The sequence below is a fragment of the Parvularcula maris genome (assembly GCF_024505085.1).
Lineage (GTDB): Bacteria > Pseudomonadota > Alphaproteobacteria > Caulobacterales > Parvularculaceae > Parvularcula > Parvularcula maris.
The window spans coordinates 232328-253094 of record NZ_JANIBC010000002.1; the positions used below are offsets into that span (position 1 = coordinate 232328).

General features: G+C 62.6%; 15 protein-coding genes and 1 tRNA gene. 7 read left to right on the forward strand and 9 right to left on the reverse strand.

Features of this window, described 5'->3' with window-relative positions; all coding sequences use genetic code 11:
* Positions 1–70: 70 nt before the first annotated feature.
* The 5 genes from NOG11_RS04480 to NOG11_RS04500 all read right to left on the reverse strand — a co-directional run bounded on the left by NOG11_RS04480 (position 71) and on the right by NOG11_RS04500 (position 4739).
* Positions 71–1177, reverse strand: a complete 1107-nt coding sequence (locus tag NOG11_RS04480) for a WD40/YVTN/BNR-like repeat-containing protein (protein WP_256618485.1) — start codon at positions 1175–1177, stop codon at positions 71–73.
* A 20-nt stretch (positions 1178–1197) separates the two neighbouring features.
* On the reverse strand, positions 1198–1680 hold the full coding sequence (locus NOG11_RS04485; RefSeq protein ID WP_256618486.1) for a hypothetical protein: 483 nt from the start codon (positions 1678–1680) through the stop codon (positions 1198–1200).
* The gene (locus NOG11_RS04490; RefSeq protein ID WP_256618487.1) at positions 1677–1805 is read right to left on the reverse strand and encodes a hypothetical protein; all 129 of its coding nucleotides are present in this window, start codon (positions 1803–1805) and stop codon (positions 1677–1679) included. The genes NOG11_RS04485 and NOG11_RS04490 overlap by 4 nt, the downstream gene beginning before the upstream one ends.
* A 27-nt stretch (positions 1806–1832) precedes the next feature.
* Positions 1833–3890, reverse strand: a complete 2058-nt coding sequence (locus tag NOG11_RS04495) for a M13 family metallopeptidase (protein ID WP_256618488.1) — start codon at positions 3888–3890, stop codon at positions 1833–1835.
* 126 nt (positions 3891–4016) lie between these two features.
* Positions 4017–4739, reverse strand: coding sequence for a helix-turn-helix transcriptional regulator (locus NOG11_RS04500; RefSeq protein ID WP_256618489.1), 723 nt, complete (start codon positions 4737–4739; stop codon positions 4017–4019).
* Between the two features lie 446 nt (positions 4740–5185).
* Between NOG11_RS04500 and NOG11_RS04505 the strand changes: the two genes are divergently transcribed.
* The 5 genes from NOG11_RS04505 to NOG11_RS04525 all read left to right on the forward strand — a co-directional run bounded on the left by NOG11_RS04505 (position 5186) and on the right by NOG11_RS04525 (position 13580).
* Positions 5186–6328 carry a helix-turn-helix transcriptional regulator gene (locus tag NOG11_RS04505; protein ID WP_256618490.1) on the forward strand — a complete coding sequence of 381 codons (1143 nt, stop codon included), beginning with the start codon at positions 5186–5188 and terminating at the stop codon, positions 6326–6328.
* Between the two features lie 61 nt (positions 6329–6389).
* Positions 6390–7841, forward strand: coding sequence for a S41 family peptidase (locus NOG11_RS04510; RefSeq protein ID WP_256618491.1), 1452 nt, complete (start codon positions 6390–6392; stop codon positions 7839–7841).
* A 266-nt stretch (positions 7842–8107) separates the two neighbouring features.
* A complete protein-coding gene (locus NOG11_RS04515) occupies positions 8108–9175 on the forward strand; it encodes an efflux RND transporter periplasmic adaptor subunit (RefSeq protein ID WP_256618492.1) in 1068 nt (355 codons plus the stop codon).
* Positions 9172–12255, forward strand: a complete 3084-nt coding sequence (locus tag NOG11_RS04520) for an efflux RND transporter permease subunit (protein WP_256618493.1) — start codon at positions 9172–9174, stop codon at positions 12253–12255. Before NOG11_RS04515 ends, NOG11_RS04520 begins: the two co-directional genes overlap by 4 nt.
* The gene (locus NOG11_RS04525) at positions 12252–13580 is read left to right on the forward strand and encodes an efflux transporter outer membrane subunit (protein ID WP_256618494.1); all 1329 of its coding nucleotides are present in this window, start codon (positions 12252–12254) and stop codon (positions 13578–13580) included. Before NOG11_RS04520 ends, NOG11_RS04525 begins: the two co-directional genes overlap by 4 nt.
* A gap of 342 nt (positions 13581–13922) precedes the next feature.
* Here NOG11_RS04525 and NOG11_RS04530 read toward each other — a convergent pair whose 3' ends face one another.
* Together NOG11_RS04530 and NOG11_RS04535 are read right to left on the reverse strand one after the other, a co-directional pair.
* Positions 13923–14648 (reverse strand): VPLPA-CTERM sorting domain-containing protein, encoded by a 726-nt coding sequence (locus NOG11_RS04530; RefSeq protein WP_256618495.1) that lies wholly within the window; start codon positions 14646–14648, stop codon positions 13923–13925.
* Between the two features lie 171 nt (positions 14649–14819).
* A complete protein-coding gene (locus tag NOG11_RS04535; protein WP_256618496.1) occupies positions 14820–16469 on the reverse strand; it encodes a CARDB domain-containing protein in 1650 nt (549 codons plus the stop codon).
* 334 nt (positions 16470–16803) lie between these two features.
* Here NOG11_RS04535 and NOG11_RS04540 point away from each other — a divergent pair, with 334 nt between their 5' ends.
* Together NOG11_RS04540 and NOG11_RS04545 are read left to right on the forward strand one after the other, a co-directional pair.
* Positions 16804–18795 carry an ATP-binding protein gene (locus NOG11_RS04540; protein WP_256618497.1) on the forward strand — a complete coding sequence of 664 codons (1992 nt, stop codon included), beginning with the start codon at positions 16804–16806 and terminating at the stop codon, positions 18793–18795.
* Positions 18792–19496, forward strand: coding sequence for a response regulator (locus NOG11_RS04545; protein ID WP_256618498.1), 705 nt, complete (start codon positions 18792–18794; stop codon positions 19494–19496). The genes NOG11_RS04540 and NOG11_RS04545 overlap by 4 nt, the downstream gene beginning before the upstream one ends.
* A gap of 72 nt (positions 19497–19568) precedes the next feature.
* On the opposite strand, the gene NOG11_RS04550 is transcribed toward NOG11_RS04545, so the two are convergent.
* The gene (locus tag NOG11_RS04550; RefSeq protein ID WP_256618499.1) at positions 19569–19883 is read right to left on the reverse strand and encodes a GNAT family N-acetyltransferase; all 315 of its coding nucleotides are present in this window, start codon (positions 19881–19883) and stop codon (positions 19569–19571) included.
* A 676-nt stretch (positions 19884–20559) separates the two neighbouring features.
* Positions 20560–20633 (reverse strand) — tRNA-Gly (locus NOG11_RS04555).
* Between the last annotated feature and the right edge of the window lie 134 nt (positions 20634–20767).

Consider the following 20767-nt stretch of genomic DNA (forward strand, 5'->3'; position numbering starts at 1 on the left):
CAGACGATACACGCCGGAAGGTTCGAACCCTCACCGAGCAAAGTCGACAGATTGGCGTTAGGCAGCCCGCCTAACGCCGTTCGACTTCGAGTTTCTGGACCTCCGTGCCGATCGCCCAGATGGTTGCGCCATCTGGATGCTCGACCACGGAGAAGTTGTTGGCGGCCGGTGCGATCGGTACGGGCTGCCAGCTAGAGCCGCCATCCGTGGTCTGAAAGCCTCCGGCCATCGTGCCGACGAAGCCGGACCGCTCGTCCACAAAGCCGATCCCGAACTGCCGAGCGTTGGCGTTCTCGACGAGGGGCAGCTCCGTCCACGTCCTGCCGCCGTCTTCGGTCTTGAGGACGAGCTGCTGGGGGTTGCTTGGATCGTAGGACATGACAGTAGCGTAGCCTGTCTCTTCCGTGGGAAAGCTCGCCTTCCAGATCAGCTCGCCAGGACGGCCTGAACGGTAGACCTCGCTCCAGCTCTCACCGCCGTCTTCGGTCCGCAGGATCAGCCCTTCGGTAGATGCGGGGTCACGCCCCGTCGAGGCGAAGACGAGGCCTTCGAACTCGGTGAGGAAGACCACGTCGAGCACCATCCCGGCCTGGGCCGAAAGGTCGATCGAGGTGAAGCTTTCGCCGCCATCCACCGATCGCAGCATCCCGGTAGGGCCGCCAACCCGCCCGGCGGCGTGGATGATCATCCGGTTTTCGAGCTTGCCTTGAAACACCCGGTCCGTTCGAAGGATGTCGATGGCGCAGACGCCGGTTATCGGAGCTCCGTCAACGGCTACGGGCGTCCAGGTCGAACCGCCATCATCGGTTCGGTAGAGCGGTGTGTCATCGGACACGCCCGGATAGTAGTCCGTACCGATATTGCCGACGAACCCTGTCCTATCATCGAGGAAAGCCAATGCCCTGATGAACGTGCCCGGCTGATGGCGGACGAGGCTCCACGAAGCACCGCCATCGGTCGTGGCGTAGAGCTCGCCCTGTCCCGTTCCGTACCAAGCGCGGTCGCGGTCGACGACGGCGATATCGTCACGTTTGCCTGGGTAGGCTTCGGTATCGAGGGTCTGCCAGGCACTGCCCGTCAGATCGTAACCACGCGGCGTGGAAGGAGGGTCAACCGGTGTGCTGGCACACGCCGTCAACACGAGCACACCGATGGAAGGCACCAGTTTGTTCATCATGAGCTCCTCCCATCCATCCTTCAATTGGCCTCACCGACGACCGAGCGTCCCAGGTCTTCCGTCGGTGTACGTCTATGTATCTGCAGGACCACGAACAGTTCGATGAGAAGCACGACGGTTGCTATGCCGAGACTTACCAGTCCGGGCGTTCCGAGCGCGTCGAGGTAGTCGGAGGTCACGAGGTGTGTCGGGAAGTAGAGCGCGTGAAGCCCTACGCGGCCGATCATGAAGTCACGCGCTCTTGGCGACCATAGGAAGACCAGGAACCCGGTGATGAGAAGAAGCAGGCTGTAGACCGCGCCTACGACGTGATCGACGATCTCCAGGTCTTCGTAGTAGCGGATCTGGGCCGCGGTCGCACCTACGGCCTCGCCGTCGATCGTCCCTGCGCCGATGGCCAGCGTGGTCCCGATGTTCGAGAACTCGAACAAGGCTTGGAGAATGAGCACTGCTCCGAAGACGAAGCGCCAAAGAGGCTTCTTCCGCATGGCCGGCCCGGTCATGAGCCCACCACCCCGTAATAGCTCAGGATCACATAGATCATGCGTCCGACCCCGAAGCCGGCGAAGAAGATGACGAACTTCATCTGCCAGTTCATTCGGTCCCAAGTTTTGCTTTGTATACCCATGCTGTTCTCCTTCGCAGCTTTCATGCGCTACCAAATCGAGACCCGATCCTTCGGAGGAAGGTAGAGGTCGTCCTCAGGCGTTACTTCGAACGCTCCGTACCAGGCGTCCATGTTCCTCACGACGCCGTTCGCCCTGTACTTGCTTGGGCTGTGGGGGTCGGCGGAGACGATGTATTGCAGGAACTCCGGGCGGTCCTGGCTGCGCCAGACCTGAGCCCAGGAGAGAAAGAACCGCTGCTCGCCGGTGAAACCGCCTCTCAGAGGCGCTTCCTCTCCCCCGAGCGAGATACGGTAGGCTTCGAGCGCGATCGACAGGCCGCCCAGGTCGCCGATATTCTCGCCCATGGTCAGTTGCGGGTTGACGAAGATACCGGGCAGCGGTTCGTAGGCGGCATATTGCTGACCTAGAACGGAAGCCTTCGTGGTGAACGCCTCGCTATCCGCCGCTGTCCACCAGTCGCGCTGCACACCGGCATAGTCGTAGGCGCGGCCCTGATCGTCAAACCCGTGGCCGATCTCGTGACCGATCACCCCGCCAATGGCTCCATAGTTGACGGCAGGGTCGGCGTTCGGATCGAAGAACGGCGGCTGGAGGATGGCCGCAGGAAAGACGATCTCGTTGAGGTCGGGACGGTAGTAAGCGTTGATCTCCTGCGGGTTCATCGCCCACTCGTCGCGGTCGACCGGCCCCTTCAGACGCTCGATCGAATAGGCATGTTCGAACAGCGCCGAGCGCTTGGCGTTGCCGATCGCATCGTCCGGCCGCACCTCCAGCCCTGAGTAGTCACGCCATTCGTCAGGGTAACCCACCTTCACCCGCATGCTGTCGAGTTTGCGCAGGGCCTCCGCCTTGGTCTCGTCACCCATCCAGTCGAGCGCCGTCAGGCGTATACGGAACGCCTCCTTGAGATTTCCGACGAGGTCTTCGACCTGCCGTTTCGAGCTTTCGGGGAAGTGGCGCTCGACATAGACCCTGCCGATGGCCTCGCCGAGCGCGCCGCTGGTGGCGCTGATGCCCCGCTTCCACATCTCGCGCTGCTCGGTCTGCCCCGTCACAGCGCCCGTGAGGGCGAAGGAGGCCTGGTCGAACGCATCGGGCAGGATGCTGGCATAGCTCAGCGCAAGGGCTAGGCGTAGGTGGTCCTTGACGGTCTCGAGGTCCGCAGCTTGCAGGATGTCGATCCCGTTCGCGATCGCATCGGGTTGCACGACTACGACCTCTGAGATCCGCCCGGCACCGAGCGTTTGAAAGTAGCCGCGCCAGTCCAGCTCCCCGAGGCCGTCGAGCTCGCCGACCTGCCGGAGGTTGTAGGTCAGCTCGGGCCGGCGGTTCTTCTCCGGCTTCCAGTGCACCGCCGCGAAGCGCTGCTGAAGTTCGAAGACGTTCCGTGCCCGTGCCTCCGTATCGTCCTCACCCAGAAGACCGAGCACGGCTTCGAAGGTGCCGCGAAGAACCTGCCTCGCGTTCTCGAACTGCGGCTCCTCGTAGAAGCTTTTGGGCAGGACCGCACCAGCCTGGCTGAGATAGAGGACGTAGCGGTCGGGTCTCTTCACATCGACGCCGACCGAGGCCGAGAACGCCAACGATCCAGAGGTGCCGGGGGTTGCAAGATAGGTCAGCACCGCCTCGAACGACGAAAGCGCGTCGATACGCTGAAGGTCCGCGCGGATCGGCTCGAGCCCTCGCGACTCGATGGTCTCACGGTCGGTAAAGGCCTTGTAGAAGGCTCCGATCTTCTCTTCGACCGTACCCGGTTTTGCAGCTTTCGCTGCATCTTCGATGATCCGGCGCTGGCGCTCCTCGGTCTTCTCGAAGGTCACGGTGAAGCTGTTATAGGACGGGTACTGACCTGGTATCTCGAACGTATCGAGCCATCTTCCGTTCACGTAGCGGTAGAAGTCGTCCCCCGGATCGACATCGGCATCGAGGTGAACGAGCTCCACCCCCCAGTCTCCCAGCTCGGCCGCGCGGGATGACTGAACCGCGTCCCTCTCCAGCGGCGGCCCATCGGTCGCGCAGGCTAACAGGCAAACGCTGGTGAGAAGCGCGGCCGCAAAGGGAACGCCGCGACGAACGTTGAACATCTTCTATCCTCCCGAGCCGCAAGACTGCTCTGCGGTATCTCGGAAAACGATAAGAAGGGTGACGCATCGGCGAAAGCCGGGCGGGTTCTGTTTCGCAAGAACTGTCCTGCGACAGTCTGTACCTTCTCAGCCGCCTCGCGGCTCTTCGCTCGGGGGACAACCGAAGAAGGCCGCATAGGCTCTGCCGAAAGCCCTGACGGAGCCGAAACCGAGGCGCGCGGAGGTCTCGGTCACCGACAGGCCGCGGCGAAGCTCCGCCCTCGCCGCTTCGAGACGCAGGCGCCGATGGAAGCCCATGGGCGTCTCGCCGAAGGCCGCGGCGAAGGTTCGCGCCAGTTGGAACGGCGAGACGCCGACCTCACGGGCCACCTCGGTGAGCTTGACGCTGCGGTGTCGGTTGTCGGCAAGGAAGACCCTGGCATGGCTGGCGCGGTTCACCCGATCGGCCCCCGTCGCGGCCTTCGCGCCGCCCAGAAGCGGAGCCGTCAGCGCGTAGTGCTGGGTCAGCGCTAGGAGGTGAGCCTCGGCCCACCGCCCGAACCCTTCGGGCAAGTCCGCGTCGCCGCTCCCCTTCAGTGCCCGGTCGCATAGGTCCTGCAGGGCCAGCCCGAGTCTCGTGTCCTCGGCTCTCAGCACAAAACCCGTTTCCCATCCCGCCGAGCCAGCGCTGTGCCGGGCGCCCGACGCGTCCGGCGGAAGCGACAGACAGAGACCGGCAGCCTGGTCGCGAATGCCGCCGATCACGGGCTGCTCGGTCTCCAAGATCATGAGGGCACCAGCGGGCAGACGCAGCCGCTTCGGGCCGATCTCGTAGTACTCCTCCCCCTCGCGAACGAGTTTCACGCTCATCGCTCGGGAATAGGCAGGCGACCAGCCGCGTCCAAGATCGGAGGCCACGACGAACCCGCTCCTGGTCCGCCTTTCGTCTTTGCGGTGAGCTCTCAACTGCTCGATTGTTCTCACGGACGGCCCCATGTTTTGCGAATAGGATAACACATCTGCCCTTCGAAAGCTGCGTGGCCTGTTGTTCGACTGCGATATCGCAAACACGTTTGAAAACGCTGTCGATTTCATTCGAGAAGTTTTCGATGTGTGTATATGCGGGACGAACTACCTTGATAGGCTGATTGCGTCCGCACTGAGCAGAGCCGTTCGAGGCTCCGCATCGCTGGATGACCCGATCGAGACGACCTTCAGTAGTTTGAAGGCCTTCGCTAGCAGAAGCGGGACATAGCCTGTTCGTCGCGCATTGGCGTATACATCGAACAAGTCTTGCCGGGGCATGTGTCTGAACGATGTTCGAGGGTCTCTATTTTGGTTGGCGGACGGCCCTGCTCGGTATGGCCGTTGCGCCGACGCTTCTCATCGCCTTCGCGCTTTTCCGAACGGCGTCCCACCGGCAGTCCAATCAGCTTCTGGGCGTGCTGCTTCTGGTGCTGGTGGGGGTCGTGACGCCCTGGATCATCGGTTTTGCAGGCTTCTACGACCGGTGGCCGGAGCTGACCTCGGCGCCGTTCGCGATCACCCTGGCGATCGCGCCGCTCTTCTACGGATACCTCACGGTACTCGTGACGGGCGCTTTTCCGAGCTTCTGGCGCCTCCATCTGGCGCCTGCGGCGTTACAGTTCGCGGTTCTCTTCAGCGGTTTCCTACTACCCCTACCTCTCAAGACCGCCTGGTCGATGGCCCGCGCGCCGATCGTGAACCCTGCCACCGATGCCGCGTTCGTCGTCGGCATGGTGGTGTATGGCTGGCTCTGTCTCGACCTCATCGGCCATTACCAGACTGCGCTCGCTGCCAGCAGAAGCGACGATGCCCGCTTCGCGCTGCCTTGGCTGCGCAACGTGGTGGCAGCGGGCGGAGCCCTTTTTGCCGCCGGCATCTTATCGAAGGGCGTCGGCCTGTTCGTACCGCTCGGATATGAGGGTCTTCTCTATCTGCATGCCGCTCTCGCTCTCATCGCTCTCTACCTCGCCGTGGAGGGTTGGAGGCATAGCCGGCTCACCTTCCCTCGCTTGGGCGATTTGCAAGCCGATAGCCCGGCGCCGCCTTCCCCACCGGAGGCGCAGAACTGGAGCGCGAGGGGGCAGGTCTGGCGCTGCCGGATCGAGGAGGAGGGATGGGCCACAGAGCCGGATCTGACCATTGCGGAGCTCGCCCAGCGCCTCGGCACCAACACCCACTACCTGTCGCGAGCCCTCAACGAGGGCCTTGGGGTGAACTTCTCGACTTTCGTCAACGGGCTTCGCGCCGAGGTGGTGGCTGCTCGCTTGGAAGCTGGCGATGAAAGGGCGCTGATCGACATCGCGTTGGAGGCAGGCTTCGGCTCGAAGGCGACCTTCAACCGGGTGTTTCGGCAGTCGTTCGGCATGAGCCCGACGGCCTACCGGGCTGCGGTGTCTCAAAACCAAAAGAACGAGCTGCGCGCCGGAATCTGAGGCGCGGGCACTGCTCAAGTTCGGCCAGAACCTCCTCGGTCAGCAGGTAGCGAGGCTCTTCATGGATCGGCGGCACCTTCTTCAGATGGCGGCCTGCCTGCCGCTTTTCGGCACTTCCACGGCGTGCTCGAGAGCACCTGCCGAGCGGCTATCGGACGTCGAGGTCCTGCGGCTTGCCCTGTCGATCCATCCAGGGGTCTACCGGTATGCGGCCCCGGACGAGGTGGAACGCGGCCTGACGAACCTCGAGCCCGTGCTCGGTTCCGATGCTTCGCTGGAGCAGCAGTATCTGCAGCTCACCGCCTTTCTAGCAACCTTGCGTTGCGGACACACCGTGGTGAACCCGTTCAATCAGTCGGAGAAGGTTCGAGACCTCGTCTATCGCCGCCCAACGCGCCTGCCGTTCCTGTTCAAGTGGCTGGGCAGCGAGATGGTCGTGACCGACGCTGCCGAGGAGGCCAGCATGACCCCCGGTACGGTGGTCCTTTCGATCGACGGCGTGCCAGCCGGGGCTATGCTCGAACGGCTGGTGCGCTACGTCGGAGCGGATGGCGGCAATGACGGCAAGCGAAGGGCCGCACTCGAAGTTCAGGGCCGGGCTCCGTTCGAGACCTTCGATATCCTTCAGGGCCTGCTCTATCCGCCCGAGAACGGCGCGTTCGATCTTCGTGTCCGCGGCACGGACGGCAGCGAACGCGCCCTCCGCGCGCCTGCCATCAGTGCCGAGCAGCGGCTGGCCATTCTGCCGCCGGAGCCGGAAAACGGTGAAGCGGTCTGGACATGCGACGAGGACCGGAACGGCATCGGCACTTTGACCATGCCCAACTGGGCGCTTTTCAACACGTCCTGGGACTGGCGAGGCTGGCTGTCGGAGAAGCTCGACAGGGCCTTGCGCCTTCGGGGGATGGTGGTCGACATCCGAGGCGTGGGAGGCGGTCTTTCCTGCGGCGATCCCATTCTCCGGCGCCTGATGGATGAGGACATCGTGCTCGACGACTACCGTTCGCTGGTGCGGTTCCAGCGTTCTCCTCAAGCGCTCGACCCCTACATCTTCGCGCCGTGGAACGGGTTCAAGCGGCTCGGGCGGGGCGCTCCGCCTATCGATGACGGGTTCTACGACCTCTCGGCCAAGGGCAAGCCGCGCACGATCACGCCGGTTGCGCCGAGACTGACCATACCCACGGCAGTCCTTGTCGACGCGATGAACAGCTCCGCCACGTTCACCTTTGCACGGCATATCAAAGCGCACGGCCTAGCGCGTCTGTTCGGCTCCGAGACCGGCGGAAACCTCAAAGGCATCAATGCCGGAGCGGTGTTCTTCGTCACCCTGCCGGATAGCGGCCTGACGATCGACCTTCCGCTGATCGGTCAGTACCCCGTCAGTCCGCAAGCGGACAGAGGTGTGCTGCCTGACAGCGCCGTCTACGAGACCGCCGCCGATATCGCCGAGGGAAAGGATGTGGTGTTGGCGAGCGCCAAAGACTGGATCCTGACGGATGGGCAAGGAGGTTGAGAGGTTCCGAGCACTCTTGAGAAACTCGCAGCGCGAACCACGTCTACGGGTTTCGTCGGCGTGGTTTGTAGCGACCAGGAGATGAGCTGAAGTTCGCCAACACGCTGTAATGGCGGGCTATACAGCCTTTCGGTGCAGGCAGCCGGTCTCACAATGTTAGCGCAAAGCAGATTTGCGGTGGGAACGCGACGTCCTGCCGCGATTTGCTGCTGTAAATGTGAAGCCTGCGGTTCGCGCGGGCAGAGATCTTGCTCTATCTGCCTCCTATGAGAACCTTCTTAGCCCTCACAGTCCTGCTTCTTGCGGCATGCTCCGACGGTGCCGACGAGGAGGGGCGCTTCGGTGGGCCTCAGGCGAGCACCATCGTCCCCTTCGAGGTCGCCTATCTCGAGGATGCCCGCACCGTGCAGGCGGTCGGCACCGCCCGCGCCAGGGCGCAGGCGACGGTGCGCGCCGAGACCGCCGGTGTGGTCGAGGAGGTCCTTTTCGAGGCCGGGCAGTTCGTCGAGGCCGGTGCTCCCCTCATCGCCCTCGAGGCCGAGGACGAGCGCCTCGCTGTGCGTCTGGCCGATGTCACGGTCCGGGAGGCGGAGCAGCTTCTGGCCCGCTACCGACGGATCGAGGACACGGGCGCCGTGTCGGACAGCGCCATCGACGAGGCCCGCACCCAGCTCGAAGCTGCGAAGATCAACCTCGAACAGGCTCAGCTCAGGCTGGCGGAGCGCACGGTCAGGGCGCCCTTCGACGGCTATGTGGGCCTGAGCGACGTCGATCCCGGCAACAGGGTCGGACCCGACACGGTACTGACCGCTATCGACGACCGGCGCCTTCTCTATGTCGACTTCAACGCCCCCGAGGAGGTGTTCGGACAGCTCGGCAGCGGCGACAGGATCACCGTCCGCCCCTTCACCGCGGAGGGTCCGCTCAAAGCCGAGATCGTGCTTCTGGACAGCCGCGTCGACAATGCCAGCCGGGCCTTTCGGGTCCGGGCCGCACTGCCCAATGAGGACGACCGGCTTCGACCCGGTATGAGCTTCGATGTGACCTTCAACATACCCGGTCGGCAGTACCCGGCAGTGCCCGAGGCCGCGATCGTCTGGGGGGCGAACGGCTCCTTCATCTGGGCAGTCGAGGACGACAAGGCCTCGAGGGTGCCGGTGCAGATCGTCTCGCGTCGGGAGGGGCAGGTCCTGATCGACGCGCCGCTCGATAGGGGGAGTGTCATCGTCGCCGAAGGGGTGCAGAAGGTCCGCGAGGGCAGCACGGTGAGCTTCGCCAAGGCCTCCTCCCGCTCCGGCAGCACCGCCGGTGTCGCGGTCGGCAGCAGCCTGTGATCTCCTCCCTTCCTGCCTTCGCGGTCAAGCGCCCGCTTTTCGCTGGCGTCCTCAACCTCCTGATCGTCATCGCAGGCCTAGCGGCGATCTTCGGCGTCGAAGTCCGCGAGATGCCCGATGTCGACCGGCCGATCGTCTCGGTACGGGCGGTCTTCCCCGGCGCCGCACCGGAAACGATGGATGCGGAGGTCACCTCGGTTCTCGAAGGTGCGGTGGCGAGGGTGTCGGGGGTAGAGGACATCCGATCCTCCTCGGAAGAGAACAACGCGCGCATCCGTGTCTCCTTCCGTCCTGGTACGGACCTCGACACGGCGGCCAACGACGTGCGCGAGGCCATCGCCCAGGTGAGCCGCAACCTGCCCGACCGGGTCGAGCAGCTCTCCGTGACGAAGGCCGATGACGATGCCGACCCCATCCTGCAGCTCGCGGTCCTCGCCCCGACCCTCAGCGAGGACGAGGTCACCTTCCTGATCGATAACGCCATCGCGCCGGAGCTTCAGGCCATTGAAGGGGTTGCTTCGGTGGGCCGTTTCGGTGCTCGGGAGAGGCAGCTCCGGGTGGTGATCGATCCCTTACGGCTCAGCCGCTACGGCCTCACCGTCGGCGACGTCGCAGCGGCGCTCAGGTCCGCCCCCTTCGACGTGCCGGTGGGCAGCTTCGCCTCCCGCGATCAATCGCTCATCGTCCGCGCCGAGGCGACGGCAGCCACGCCCGAACGCATCAAACAGATCATCCTCAGGGACCAGATCACGGTGGGCGATGTGGCCGAAGCCTATTTCGCACCGGCCGACGCGACGAACTTCACTCGCCTCAATGGCCAACCGGTCGTCGGGCTTTCCATCGTGAGGCAGGCCCAGTCCAACACCATCGAGATCTCGACGGAGGTGAAGAAGGCCGTCGAGCGCATCAACCGCCGCCTCGATAACGCCGAGGTGCTGGTCTACACGGACGATGCGGTCTTCATCACCGCCAGCGTCCGCGAGGTCATCACCAGCCTCTTCATCACGGTGGCCGTGGTCATGGGGACCATCTTCGTCTTCTTCGGATCGGCTCGAGCGACGCTCATCCCGTCTCTCGCCATCCCCGTGGCCCTGATCGGCACGCTGGCGGGCATCTACATCCTCGGCTTCTCGGTCAACGTGCTGACCCTTCTCGCCCTCGTTCTAGCCACCGGTCTCATCGTCGACGACGCCATCGTGGTGCTGGAGAACGTGCAGAAGAAGAGAGGCGAGGGGCAGGGGCGCAGGGCCGCGGCGGTGACTGGTACCAGCCAGGTCTTCTTCGCGGTGGTCGCGACCACAGCCGTCCTGGTGTCGGTCTTCGTCCCAATCAGCTTCCTGCCGTCAGAGGTAGGGCGTCTCTTCCGCGAGTTCGGCTTCGTTCTCGCCATCGCCGTCGTCATCTCGAGCTTCATCGCCCTGACTCTCGTACCGGCCCTCGCCTCCCGGATGGGGACGGGCCGGGACAGTCTGCCGCCGCGCGTCTCCCGCTTCGGCGGGGCGGTGCAGCGAGGCTATGACCGCGCGCTGGGTGTCTGTCTTTCGCGTCCTCTTCTATCCGTGGGTGTCGGTGTTTTCGCTGCTGGTGCGGCGGCGTTTCTCTACCCGGTCCTCGACAAGGAGCTGACCCCGCCTGAGGACCGCGGCCAGGTCTTCGTCTTTGCCCGAGGGCCGGACGGCGTCGGCCTCGACTTCATGAACCGCCAGGCGGCGCTGATGGAAGAGATCGTCGCGCCCTACGCCGAAGAGGGCGGCCCCGTGGAGGGCGTCTTCACCGTGGTCGGACGGTACGACCCGAACATCGTCTACATGACCCTGCCTCTCAAGAGCTGGGAGGACCGAAAGGTGGGTCAGGAGGAGCTGATCGCCGAGCTTCGCGGGCCGCTCGAAGAGATACCGGGGGTGCGCGGAAGCCCCTTTGGCCGGGGCAGCCTTCAGCTCGGCTGGGGCGGCTCTCGCAACGGGGTCCAGGTCGCGCTCACGGGCGGCGACTATCTACGGATCTTCGAGTCCGCCCGCGACCTCTCCGACCGCATCGAGGCGGAGAGCAACATCCTTCTCAACCCCGAGATCAGCTACCAGCCCACCCAGCCCCAGATCGCGATCAAGGTAGACCGTCAGCGCGCGGCCGATCTCGGTGTCGATCTCGATGAGCTGTCGGTGACGCTCCGCTCCATGGTGGGCGGCGACGAGATCGTCGATCTCAATGTAGGCGACCGGGCCATCCCTGTCCTCCTCTCCGCCGAGACCGGATCGGTGACCGACCCCTCCGACCTTCAGAACCTCTTCATCCGCACAGGGAGCGGCCAGCTCGTGCCTCTCTCGTCCATGACCGAGATCGTCGAGGAAGGGGTCGCTGCCGAACTCGACCGTACCGAGCAGCGCCGCGCCATCGAGCTCGAGGCGGACATCGCCGACGGCGTCACCCTCGAAGAGGCGGTGAGCGAGATCGAGCGGCTCGCGGACGAAACCCTGCCCGATACCATCGACATGCTCCTTCAGGGCGATGCGGCAGGTCTTCAGGAGACCTCGAACGAGCTTCTTCTCACCTACGGCTTCGCCTTCGTGATCGTCTTCCTCGTCCTGGTCGCCCAGTTCGAGAGCCTGACCTCCGCGGTGGTGGTGCTCCTCTCCGTGCCCTTCGCTCTGGCTGCCGCGCTCTTTGCGCTGTTCCTGACAGGCACCTCACTCAACATCTTCAGCCAGATCGGGCTCGTCATGCTGATCGGACTGATGGCCAAGAACGGCATTCTGATGGTGGAGTTCGCCGACCAGCTTCGCGCCGAAGGGCGCAAACTCGGCGAGGCGACTCTGGAGGCTGCCTCGAGGCGCCTGAGGCCCATCGTCATGACGCTGATCTCCACCGTGCTCGGCGCGGTACCGCTCATCCTCTCCTCCGGCGCGGGGGCCGAGGCGCGCCAAGCCATCGGCTGGGTGGTGTTCGGCGGATTGGGTCTTGCCGGGCTCTTCACCCTTTTTCTCACCCCGGTCATCTACCTGCTCGTCGCACGCTTCGGCGCGGTGCGGAGCGCTGAGACCGAGGCGTTGGAGCAGGAGCTGAAAGCGGCCGAAGCGCTGTGAGGCTTCTCTCTTTTGCTGCCATAGGGGTTCTTGCCGCCTGCGCCGCCGGACCGGACTACCGCCGACCCGAGATCCCGCTGCCGACCGGTTTCGCCGGGGAGCTTCAGAAATCCGGCGCCGATGTCTGGTGGGAGGGTTTCGGCGACGAGACCCTCACGCGGCTCGTCGGTGACGCGCTCGCCGCAAACCTCACCGTCGAGGCGGCCTCTGCACGGGTCGACCGCGCCCGCGCGCTTTTGGGCGCTCAGGTTTCGGACTTTTTCCCTGTAGTGGACGGCGAGGTAAGCGGCCGGGCGGTAGATGGCGCGGAGCCCACGGCCCAGGCAGGCGGTACGCTCTCCTTCAACCCCGATCTTTTCGGCCGTACAAGGAGAAGCGTGGAAGCCGCCAGAGCGCAGCTCGCCGCCGCGGATGCGAGCCGAGACGACGCGGCACGGATCGCGGTCTTTCTCACCACCTCGACCTATCTCGAACTCCGCCGGACCGAGGCGCGGCTCGAACTTCTCGAGCAGTCTCTCGATCTTCAGCAGCAGACCTTGAGGATCGTGCGCCTACGCGCCGATGCGGGCCTCGCCGCCGATCTTGATGTGCGCCGGGCTGCCGCCGACCTCGCCAGAACCCGCGCGCAGACAGGCCCCCTGGCCGCTGCCCGCCGCGACGCCGTCCTTACCCTGGCGGTCCTCACCGCCCGTATGCCAGGTACGGAAGAGGCGGAGATCGAGCCGCGTCCCGACGTACCGCTCTACGAAGGGGGGCCGCCCCTCGGCCTCCCCGCAGACCTTCTCCGTACAAGGCCCGATCTTCGCGCTGCCGAGCGGCAGCTTGCCGCCTCGACGGCAGCCATCGGTATAGAAGCCGCCGACCTCTACCCGCGCCTCACCATTGGCGGCACCCTCGCCGAAAGCTTGACCGGCGGCGGGGCGGTTCAGCTCGCCACCGGCATCCTCGACATACCCGTCCTCGATTTCGGTCGCAGACGCGCCGAAGTGAGGGCCGCTCGAGCAAGTGCCGAGGAGGCGCTGGCTAACTACCGCCTCACGCTCCTCACCGCCGTGCAGGATGTGGAGAGCGCGCTTCTCGCCATCGACGCCGCCGAGGCCCAACGCGCCGACCTAGCCGCCGCCGCCGAGGCTTCCGAGGCCGCCTTCGATCAGCTTCAGGCTCTCTATACGGAGGGCCTCGCCACCCTGATCGACGTCCTTGACGCCCAGCGCCAGCTCATCGGCAGCCGGGAAGCCTTCACCGACTCCACCGCCAGCCTGGCCCAGTCCTATACCCAACTCTACACCGCCCTAGGATTTACGGCTTCAGGTAAATCAAGCTGAGCACGGATGCCAGCTCTATTTAGCCATTAGTATCTACAAGGAACTATCTCACGTCTTATTTTTCGCTAGTAATTGATGAGTACAGTGATTAGTTTTTAGCTGTGCTACTGAAAATGCTTGGTATATTATAAGTACAAACAGTATAAATATTATAGAACAGTATAAGGCTTAGGAAATTCATAAAATCGGTTTAGTAAACTACTGGATATATCCAGTAAGCCTGTCCTCTACGCAGGATCGAACCCACCGGTTTGGTACCCACAGCTCTGCTAGAACCGCATTAAACTGCCGCCAGAGGCCAGTCGATGGTCTATCACCAAGCGGCAGTTCTTCAGTCTCGGCTCAAACCACGGTGCTTCTGCGCCTTGCAGCACCGAACAGAGCAGCCGCACCGATGAACAGGGGCAGCGCTGCTGGCACCGGCACTTCGCTGTCGATCAGTAGGGGATCGAACCGGTAGGTGAAGTTGTCAGTCGCGAAGACATCGAACCAGCGGGTCGGGTTCTCGATGATCATGTAGGAAGCGATGGCTGCCCCGAAATCGACCCCCCAGAACTGGTAGAGCAGCTCGCCCCCCGGCATCGTCAGGTCGATACTGGCGATGAGGTCGTCAGCAGCGTCGTAAAAGTCGAGGCTGGTCTTCTTGTCGGTCACGAAGTTGTCGCCCAGATTGCCGATCCCGCGGAAGTCTGCACCGAACGCGCTCAGTGGAAGGGTGAAGTCGATCCTCGGTGCTACATAGGTCTGCGGGTCCATCTGACCGGCCGTCATGTGAACGAAGGATGTTCCGTCTACTTGATAGTTCTCCCAGGGCAGCGGGTTCTGAACGAGTGACGTGAGGGTCTCACCGTTGTGGACCGAGTAGAGGCCCGTCTCGCGGAAGGTGAAGATGCCGACCGATGCGTCCTCCGAATGGAAGGGTAGCTCGTCGATGGTGTTGAAGTCCTGCGCGCCGTTCGGATCGACAGCGCTCACGTAGCTGTCCCGGTCCGTATAGACGGTGGCCGCGTGGACGGATGAAAGCGTTGCCAGTGAGCAAAAGGTACTGATGGTGAGTTTGCGGATCATGGGGTTCTCCTTGTCTCCGGCAGCTCGCCGGCTTCCTCTCCATGAGCCCTGCCCTTGTCCGTCTTTTGTCAGTCCCGGTATCATTTGTATCGTCCGCAGAACGTTCTATCCCCCATGAAGAAAGGCGAGCCAAGAAGGCTCGCCTTTCCTGTATTGTACTGAGTATGTCGGTTATTGCAGGTTCAGCGCGCCGCCGCACCGCTCAGGCACCGTCACTGTGACGGCTGCATCGTTGTTGTCCTCGTTGCGCTCAGGTACTTCGTAGTCCGCGTCCAGGAATGCTCTCAGCGTGTAGGTGCCGGACGGCAAGAGAACGGACCCGGCCGAGAGAAGCTTTGAGCCTTTCGCGAGACCTGCATGACTTGCGATGCCCGCTACCCTGCCGGGGATGACGAGCCGGTTGTGGAACGCTGCGGCGCTGGTCTTGCCGACATTGTGGACATCGTAGGCGTAGCGGAAACGGCAGCCCTGCCCGGTGATGTCGGTGGCACCGGTCTCCTCCAAGGTAATCTCACCACCCCACGCGGCCTTCACCCCGCCAAGCTCGATGCCTTCACGCGTGATGAGGTCAGGCCCGTAGTCCGGCTCGAACTCTGCCTCCACCGTATCGCGGCAGGAGGCCTTGTAGCGCCTGGTCGCGATCTTGGTCTGCCCCTCGATCTTCGCCTCGATGGCGATGATCGGGTTCTGGTCGAAGGTCAGCACGTCCTTTGCCTCGAGGCCGCCATTCGTCGCGACTTTGGTCTGAATGCTCGCAGCGATATCAGAAGCGATCCCCTCCTCCACCGGCACTGCGTAGGGCAGCTCGATCTGGTCGATGTTCTTGATGTCGCGCTGCATCCACGGGCTGATCGGCTTCCCGTTCTTCAAGAAGCGGTAGGTCAGCACGCGCTTCTGCTTCGGCTTCTCGTTGAAGCGGAGACGTGCGAGTGCGTTCACGTTACGGGGACAGATACCGACCGACTGCGGAGGATCGACCTTGATGCTGGCTTCCGTGATCTGGACCTTCTCGAGAATTTCCCCGTCACCGCCTACCGGGACGGCGGGGGTGTAGGTGATCGAGCGGTCGCCCTCATAGCGGTAGGTGATCCGCACCATGGTCTCGGCAGTGTCGTAGTGCGGGAGCGGGTTCGCCGGATGCTTGGCCGGGTCGAGGAACGTGCAGGCACCGACGAAGGAGATCGGCACATCGACGCTGACCTTCTGGTTCTTCCGCATGAAGGCGACACGGTCACCCCCTCCCGCCACATGCTCCTCAAGCGCGGTCAGGAAGACGGTTTCGCCGTCAATCGGCTTCGAGGCTCCATCGGGAGGACTGACCAGCTTGGCTATGGGCACGGCGAGATCACTGGTGTTGCCACGGCTTTTCAGCTCGTCGCTGTTCTGGAAGGCCGCGTTGCGCAGCTCATAGGATCGGGGCTGGACCTTCGGCCACTCGATACCGTGGTAGTAGGTCTTCTTGTCGAAGTAGCCGCTACTGGCAGCGCCCGCTTTGCCGAGCCAAAGATGGGAGCCCTGGGGCCAGGAGAAGGTCTTCTTACGGTTGATGGCGAGCTCCTGGACAAAGGTCTTGTCCTTCCAGCCGCAGTGATAGATCGGGAAGATGTCTTCGAACACCACTTCGTCTTGCAGGTGACCGATCTTGAAGTCCTTCGGGTCGGTGCTTCCTGAAACGTTCGTTATATCGACGAACACTTCGTTCTGGGGTAGGTTGACCACGATGGACTTGAAAACGTCTTCGAGAAAATAGGGCTCGGCATGGGCTGAGTGGTTGGCGAGGCTGGCGCCGGCCAGGAGGGCCAGTTTGAGAGAGCGGGACATGTCGGTTCCTTTCAGTGTCTGGCCTGCCGAACCGGTGTGGGGGCAGGCTCTGTACTGAGGAATGACACTGGTTCTTGTCGGTCGAATGTCTGATTGGTATCAGGATGATTTCTTTTCAGCACTTTCTGATGGGCGATTCGGCACCTTGGAGCTTCGCTGGCATCGGTGATACAATAGATACAAAACTCCCCTCGACCGACACAAGATTGATGAAGAGGAAAGCTACCACCGCTTGCATGAAACAGCTTGGCGGCCCCGCGATGAACACTTACCGTGCGTGCGAAAGACAAGACCTGTCCATTGTCGGGCAGCCATCTGTTTGCGGAGGAAGAAGATGATACCAGAACCTCTCTCTCCGGCTGACCAAGGCGGTGATCTGAAGAACTTACTATTCGAGCATCTCGATGAGGGCCTTCTTGTTCTCGACCCGTCCGGTATGGTCGAGTTGGTGACAGCGCGCGCTGAAGAGCTTCTCTTTAGTCCCGCAGGTATTGCGCCCTCTCCCGGCATGCCCATCGGCGAACTCGTCGAGGCCTTGGTCGAGAGCGATCTCGTCGTGGTGCCGGATGAAGTGGGGAAGGTCGAGTACGCTACATTAGTCGAAAGTGCCATTCGTCAGAACAGGAAGAATGTGCAGATGGGTCGCCGCGACCTCCCCGCGCTGCGCATCTCTTGCCGGGAACTGCCCGATGGCCGCCGCTTCATCAGCATGATTGAGCATGTGCTCGACCTTCTTGAGCCGATCGCCACGATGAAACCGGCGTTGTCCCATACGGATCAACTCCCTGTCGTCGTGGCCCGCGAGGGTTTCGAGGTTCCTGGACAGCTCTCCGAGGCGCTCGAGTTCCTGGAGGAAGGTTTCGCCCTTTACGACAAGGAAGACCGCTTCATTCTTTGTAACCGGAAGTTCTGTGAACTGCTTTTCGTCGATCCTGAAGCCCGCCCTCGTCCCGGCGAGCTGATGGACGACATCGTCTTGCGTGCAGGTCGGACCAACGCCAACAGGGGGATGCCGGAGGGCATGACCATTGAGGAGTACTCGGCCGCTGCGACCGCAGCCTTCAAAGCGCTGTCCAAGAATGTTCAGTACGAACTCAATGATGGGCGCATCATGGAGGTCAGCGGACACCGCACCAAGAACGGCGGCTCGCTCTTCACCACACTCGACGTCACCGAGCGGGAGGCGGCAGCTAAGGAGGCGGAGCATCAGCGGGCGGTTGCACACCAGAACGAGAAACTGTCGGCCTTGGGCGAGCTCTTGGCCGGCGTGGCCCACGAGCTCAACAACCCCCTCTCCATTGTGGTGGGGTTCTCGCAGATGCTGGAGAGCGAGCTGACGGGGGAGAAGCAGCTCCGGCGCATTGGGAAGATCCGCACTGCCGCCGAAAGGAGCGCGCGCATCGTCAAGACCTTTCTTGCCATGGCCCGTCAGCGCCCGGCCCGCATCGAACCGGCGAGCCCCGCCGAGCTGATGGAGAACGCCGCCGAGATCGCCACCTACGGGTTCAGGGCGGACGGGGGTGAGGTCAGTCTCAGACTGAGCTACGACACGGCGGACGTGCTGGTGGATAAGGACCAGCTCGTGCAGGTGCTCTCCAACCTGATCGTCAACGCCGAACAGGCGATGAAAGGTGCTCCCGATCCCGGACGCATGGTGCTCTCGGTTATGCAGCGGGGAGCACGGATCGATATGGAGGTCACCGATAACGGCGTCGGCATGGACGAGGCGACCAGGGCCAGGGTCTTCGAACCCTTCTTCACCACCAAGGGGGTAGGCGAAGGAACCGGCTTCGGTCTCGCCTTCTGCCACCGGATCGTCGCCGCCCATGGGGGAGAGCTGAAGGCAAGTTCCGCCCCCGGCGAAGGCAGCAGCTTCGTCGTGTCCCTGCCCGCTGCCCCGCCTTCGGCATTGGCTACGAGGGCGCCGATGAGGGACGCGGGAACTCATGCTAGTCTGAGGGTGCTGGTCGTGGATGACGAGCGCGACGTGGCCGATCTGGTCGCCGAGATGCTCACTGACCGCGGCCACCAAGTCACCTGCGCCTACGCACCGACCGAGGCGGTGAAGCGTGCGCAGACGGAGGGCTTCGATCTAGTCATCTCCGATATGAAGATGCCAGGCATGATGGGGGATGCACTGATGAAGCTCATCATCGAGACACGCCCCGCTATGAAAGGCCGCTTCGGCTTCATCACCGGCGACAGCCTTTCGGAAGGGGTACGGAGTTTTCTGGATGAGGGAAGCCACCCCTTTATCGAGAAGCCCATCGCGGCGGACGAGTTCGATGCTCTGCTCGCCCGCCTGACGAAGCAGGTGCAGCCTTGACCGATCCGCGCATTCTCGTCTGTGACGACGATACCGACCTCCGCGAGATGATCTGCGAGTATCTCGGCGAACGCGGCTTCAAAGCTGAAACCTGCGAGGATGGCCGTAGCCTTCTCGAGGCAGTAAAGGTCGATCCGCCCGCCCTTGCGGTGCTGGACGTCCGTATGCCTGGTATGGACGGGATCGCGGTCTTGAAGGAGCTTCGCAGCCGCTACGCCTTTCCCGTCATTATGCTGACGGCAGCAGCCGAGACCGTGGACCGGATCGTCGGGCTGGAGCTCGGCGCCGACGACTATATCGGCAAACCGGTCGATCTTAGGGAGCTGGAGGCGCGTATCAAGACCGTTCTACGGCGCATGCAGGCCAATCCGGTTGCAGAACACTATCAGTCAACATTGGAAGGTCACTGTGCGATCGGACCCCACACCCTAGATCTGAGCGGAGCACGTCTCATTGCGGAAGGGGGTGAAGACATTCCCATGACGGCCATGGAGTTCAGCCTTCTAAAGGTTCTGTCGGACAATCGCGGAAGAGTGGTCACGCGGGAAAGACTGCTCGACGAGGCACATGAACGCGGTTGGGACCCGTTCGACCGATCCATTGATCTGAGGGTCTCGCGCTTGAGAAAGAAGATCGAGCGCAACCCTGCCAAACCGGAGATCATCAAGACCGTCAGGGGCCTCGGCTACATGCTGATCTGATCCGTTATTTGTCGCAGCCGAAGGTACGTACCCGTCGGAAGCTAGGCCCTTCCTCGGAGACCTTCCGATTTATTAGCCGGAGATCCGCTCCCAAAGCCAGGCGTCCCCGACATCCTCGTCGGTCGTCAGCCCGGTCTGCAGGAAACCAGCCCTCTCCAGAATGACCGTGGACGGTCCAGTTTGGGGCAGCGTCTTGGCGGTAAGGGTCAGTGTTCTGTCCTCCGCTAAAGCGATCTGCACCAGTTCCTGCGCCGCCATCGTACCAAAACCTCTACCCTCGTGTTCCGGCAGCGTGTAATAGGCAATCTCGACTCTACCGCCCTGTGGCCTACCGATAAAAGCGCCGCCGCCGACCGGTACGTCATCGGCGATCGCGCCGTAACCCACCCAGGGAGAATGGTAGCCGATCTTTCGGTAGAGAGCGCCGTGGCCTGACAGTTCTCAACGAACGCAGGCGGCAAGGCGGAGGACGTTTCGGTACATAAGCGACCCTCCTCGTCACACCGGGATAGTTTGAAGCTTTTCATTATTGTATACCAGCACAGAACAGATATTCTGTCTACGTTCTTAATGTAGTGGTCTCTGAGATTTAGATCGCTGATCACCGAAGAGATCAAACCTGCACCAGATGCTGTTCGGGCCATTGAAGTCGATAGCCGCAACAAAGAGTATTACTCCAGTTCCATAGCGCCACGACGAATGGGCGTCCGTTCCAATACGGACGGATCACTTGCTGTGAAAGCAGGAAACAGGACTCTATGCAGAGCGGCTCTGCAATAGACTGTCACCTCGCTTTTCGATGCGCCAGTAGGAATCTTGGTTGTACAAGCCGAACGGCCGCCTCGGATCCTCTATGTACGAGTAGCGATAAACCATAATCACGGTTAGGAAGGATCTAGAAAGAACCCATTTTCATGTCGGACCATGCCTATAATGCAACTTACGTGCGTTTCCGTACAAGGGTGTATTAGTTTGATGGAGAGCAAGGCCCCACCATGCTGTGGAACACCCAACTCACGGCACGTCACGAGATTACCAGCTAGGGCGAAGAGGGCAAGCTCTATGGAGCGGGTAGCGGGAATCGAACCCGCATCCTCAGCTTGGAAGGCTGCTGCACTACCATTGTGCTATACCCGCAGGAAAGGCGCGCCTAGCATCCTTTCTCGCCGGGTGCAAAGGTTGTTCTGAAACGGTTGGGGAGAGCCAGATGAGGAAGCTGCTGTTAGGGGTTGGAGGTTTTCTGCTGGTTCTTGTTCTCCTGCATGGGGTGC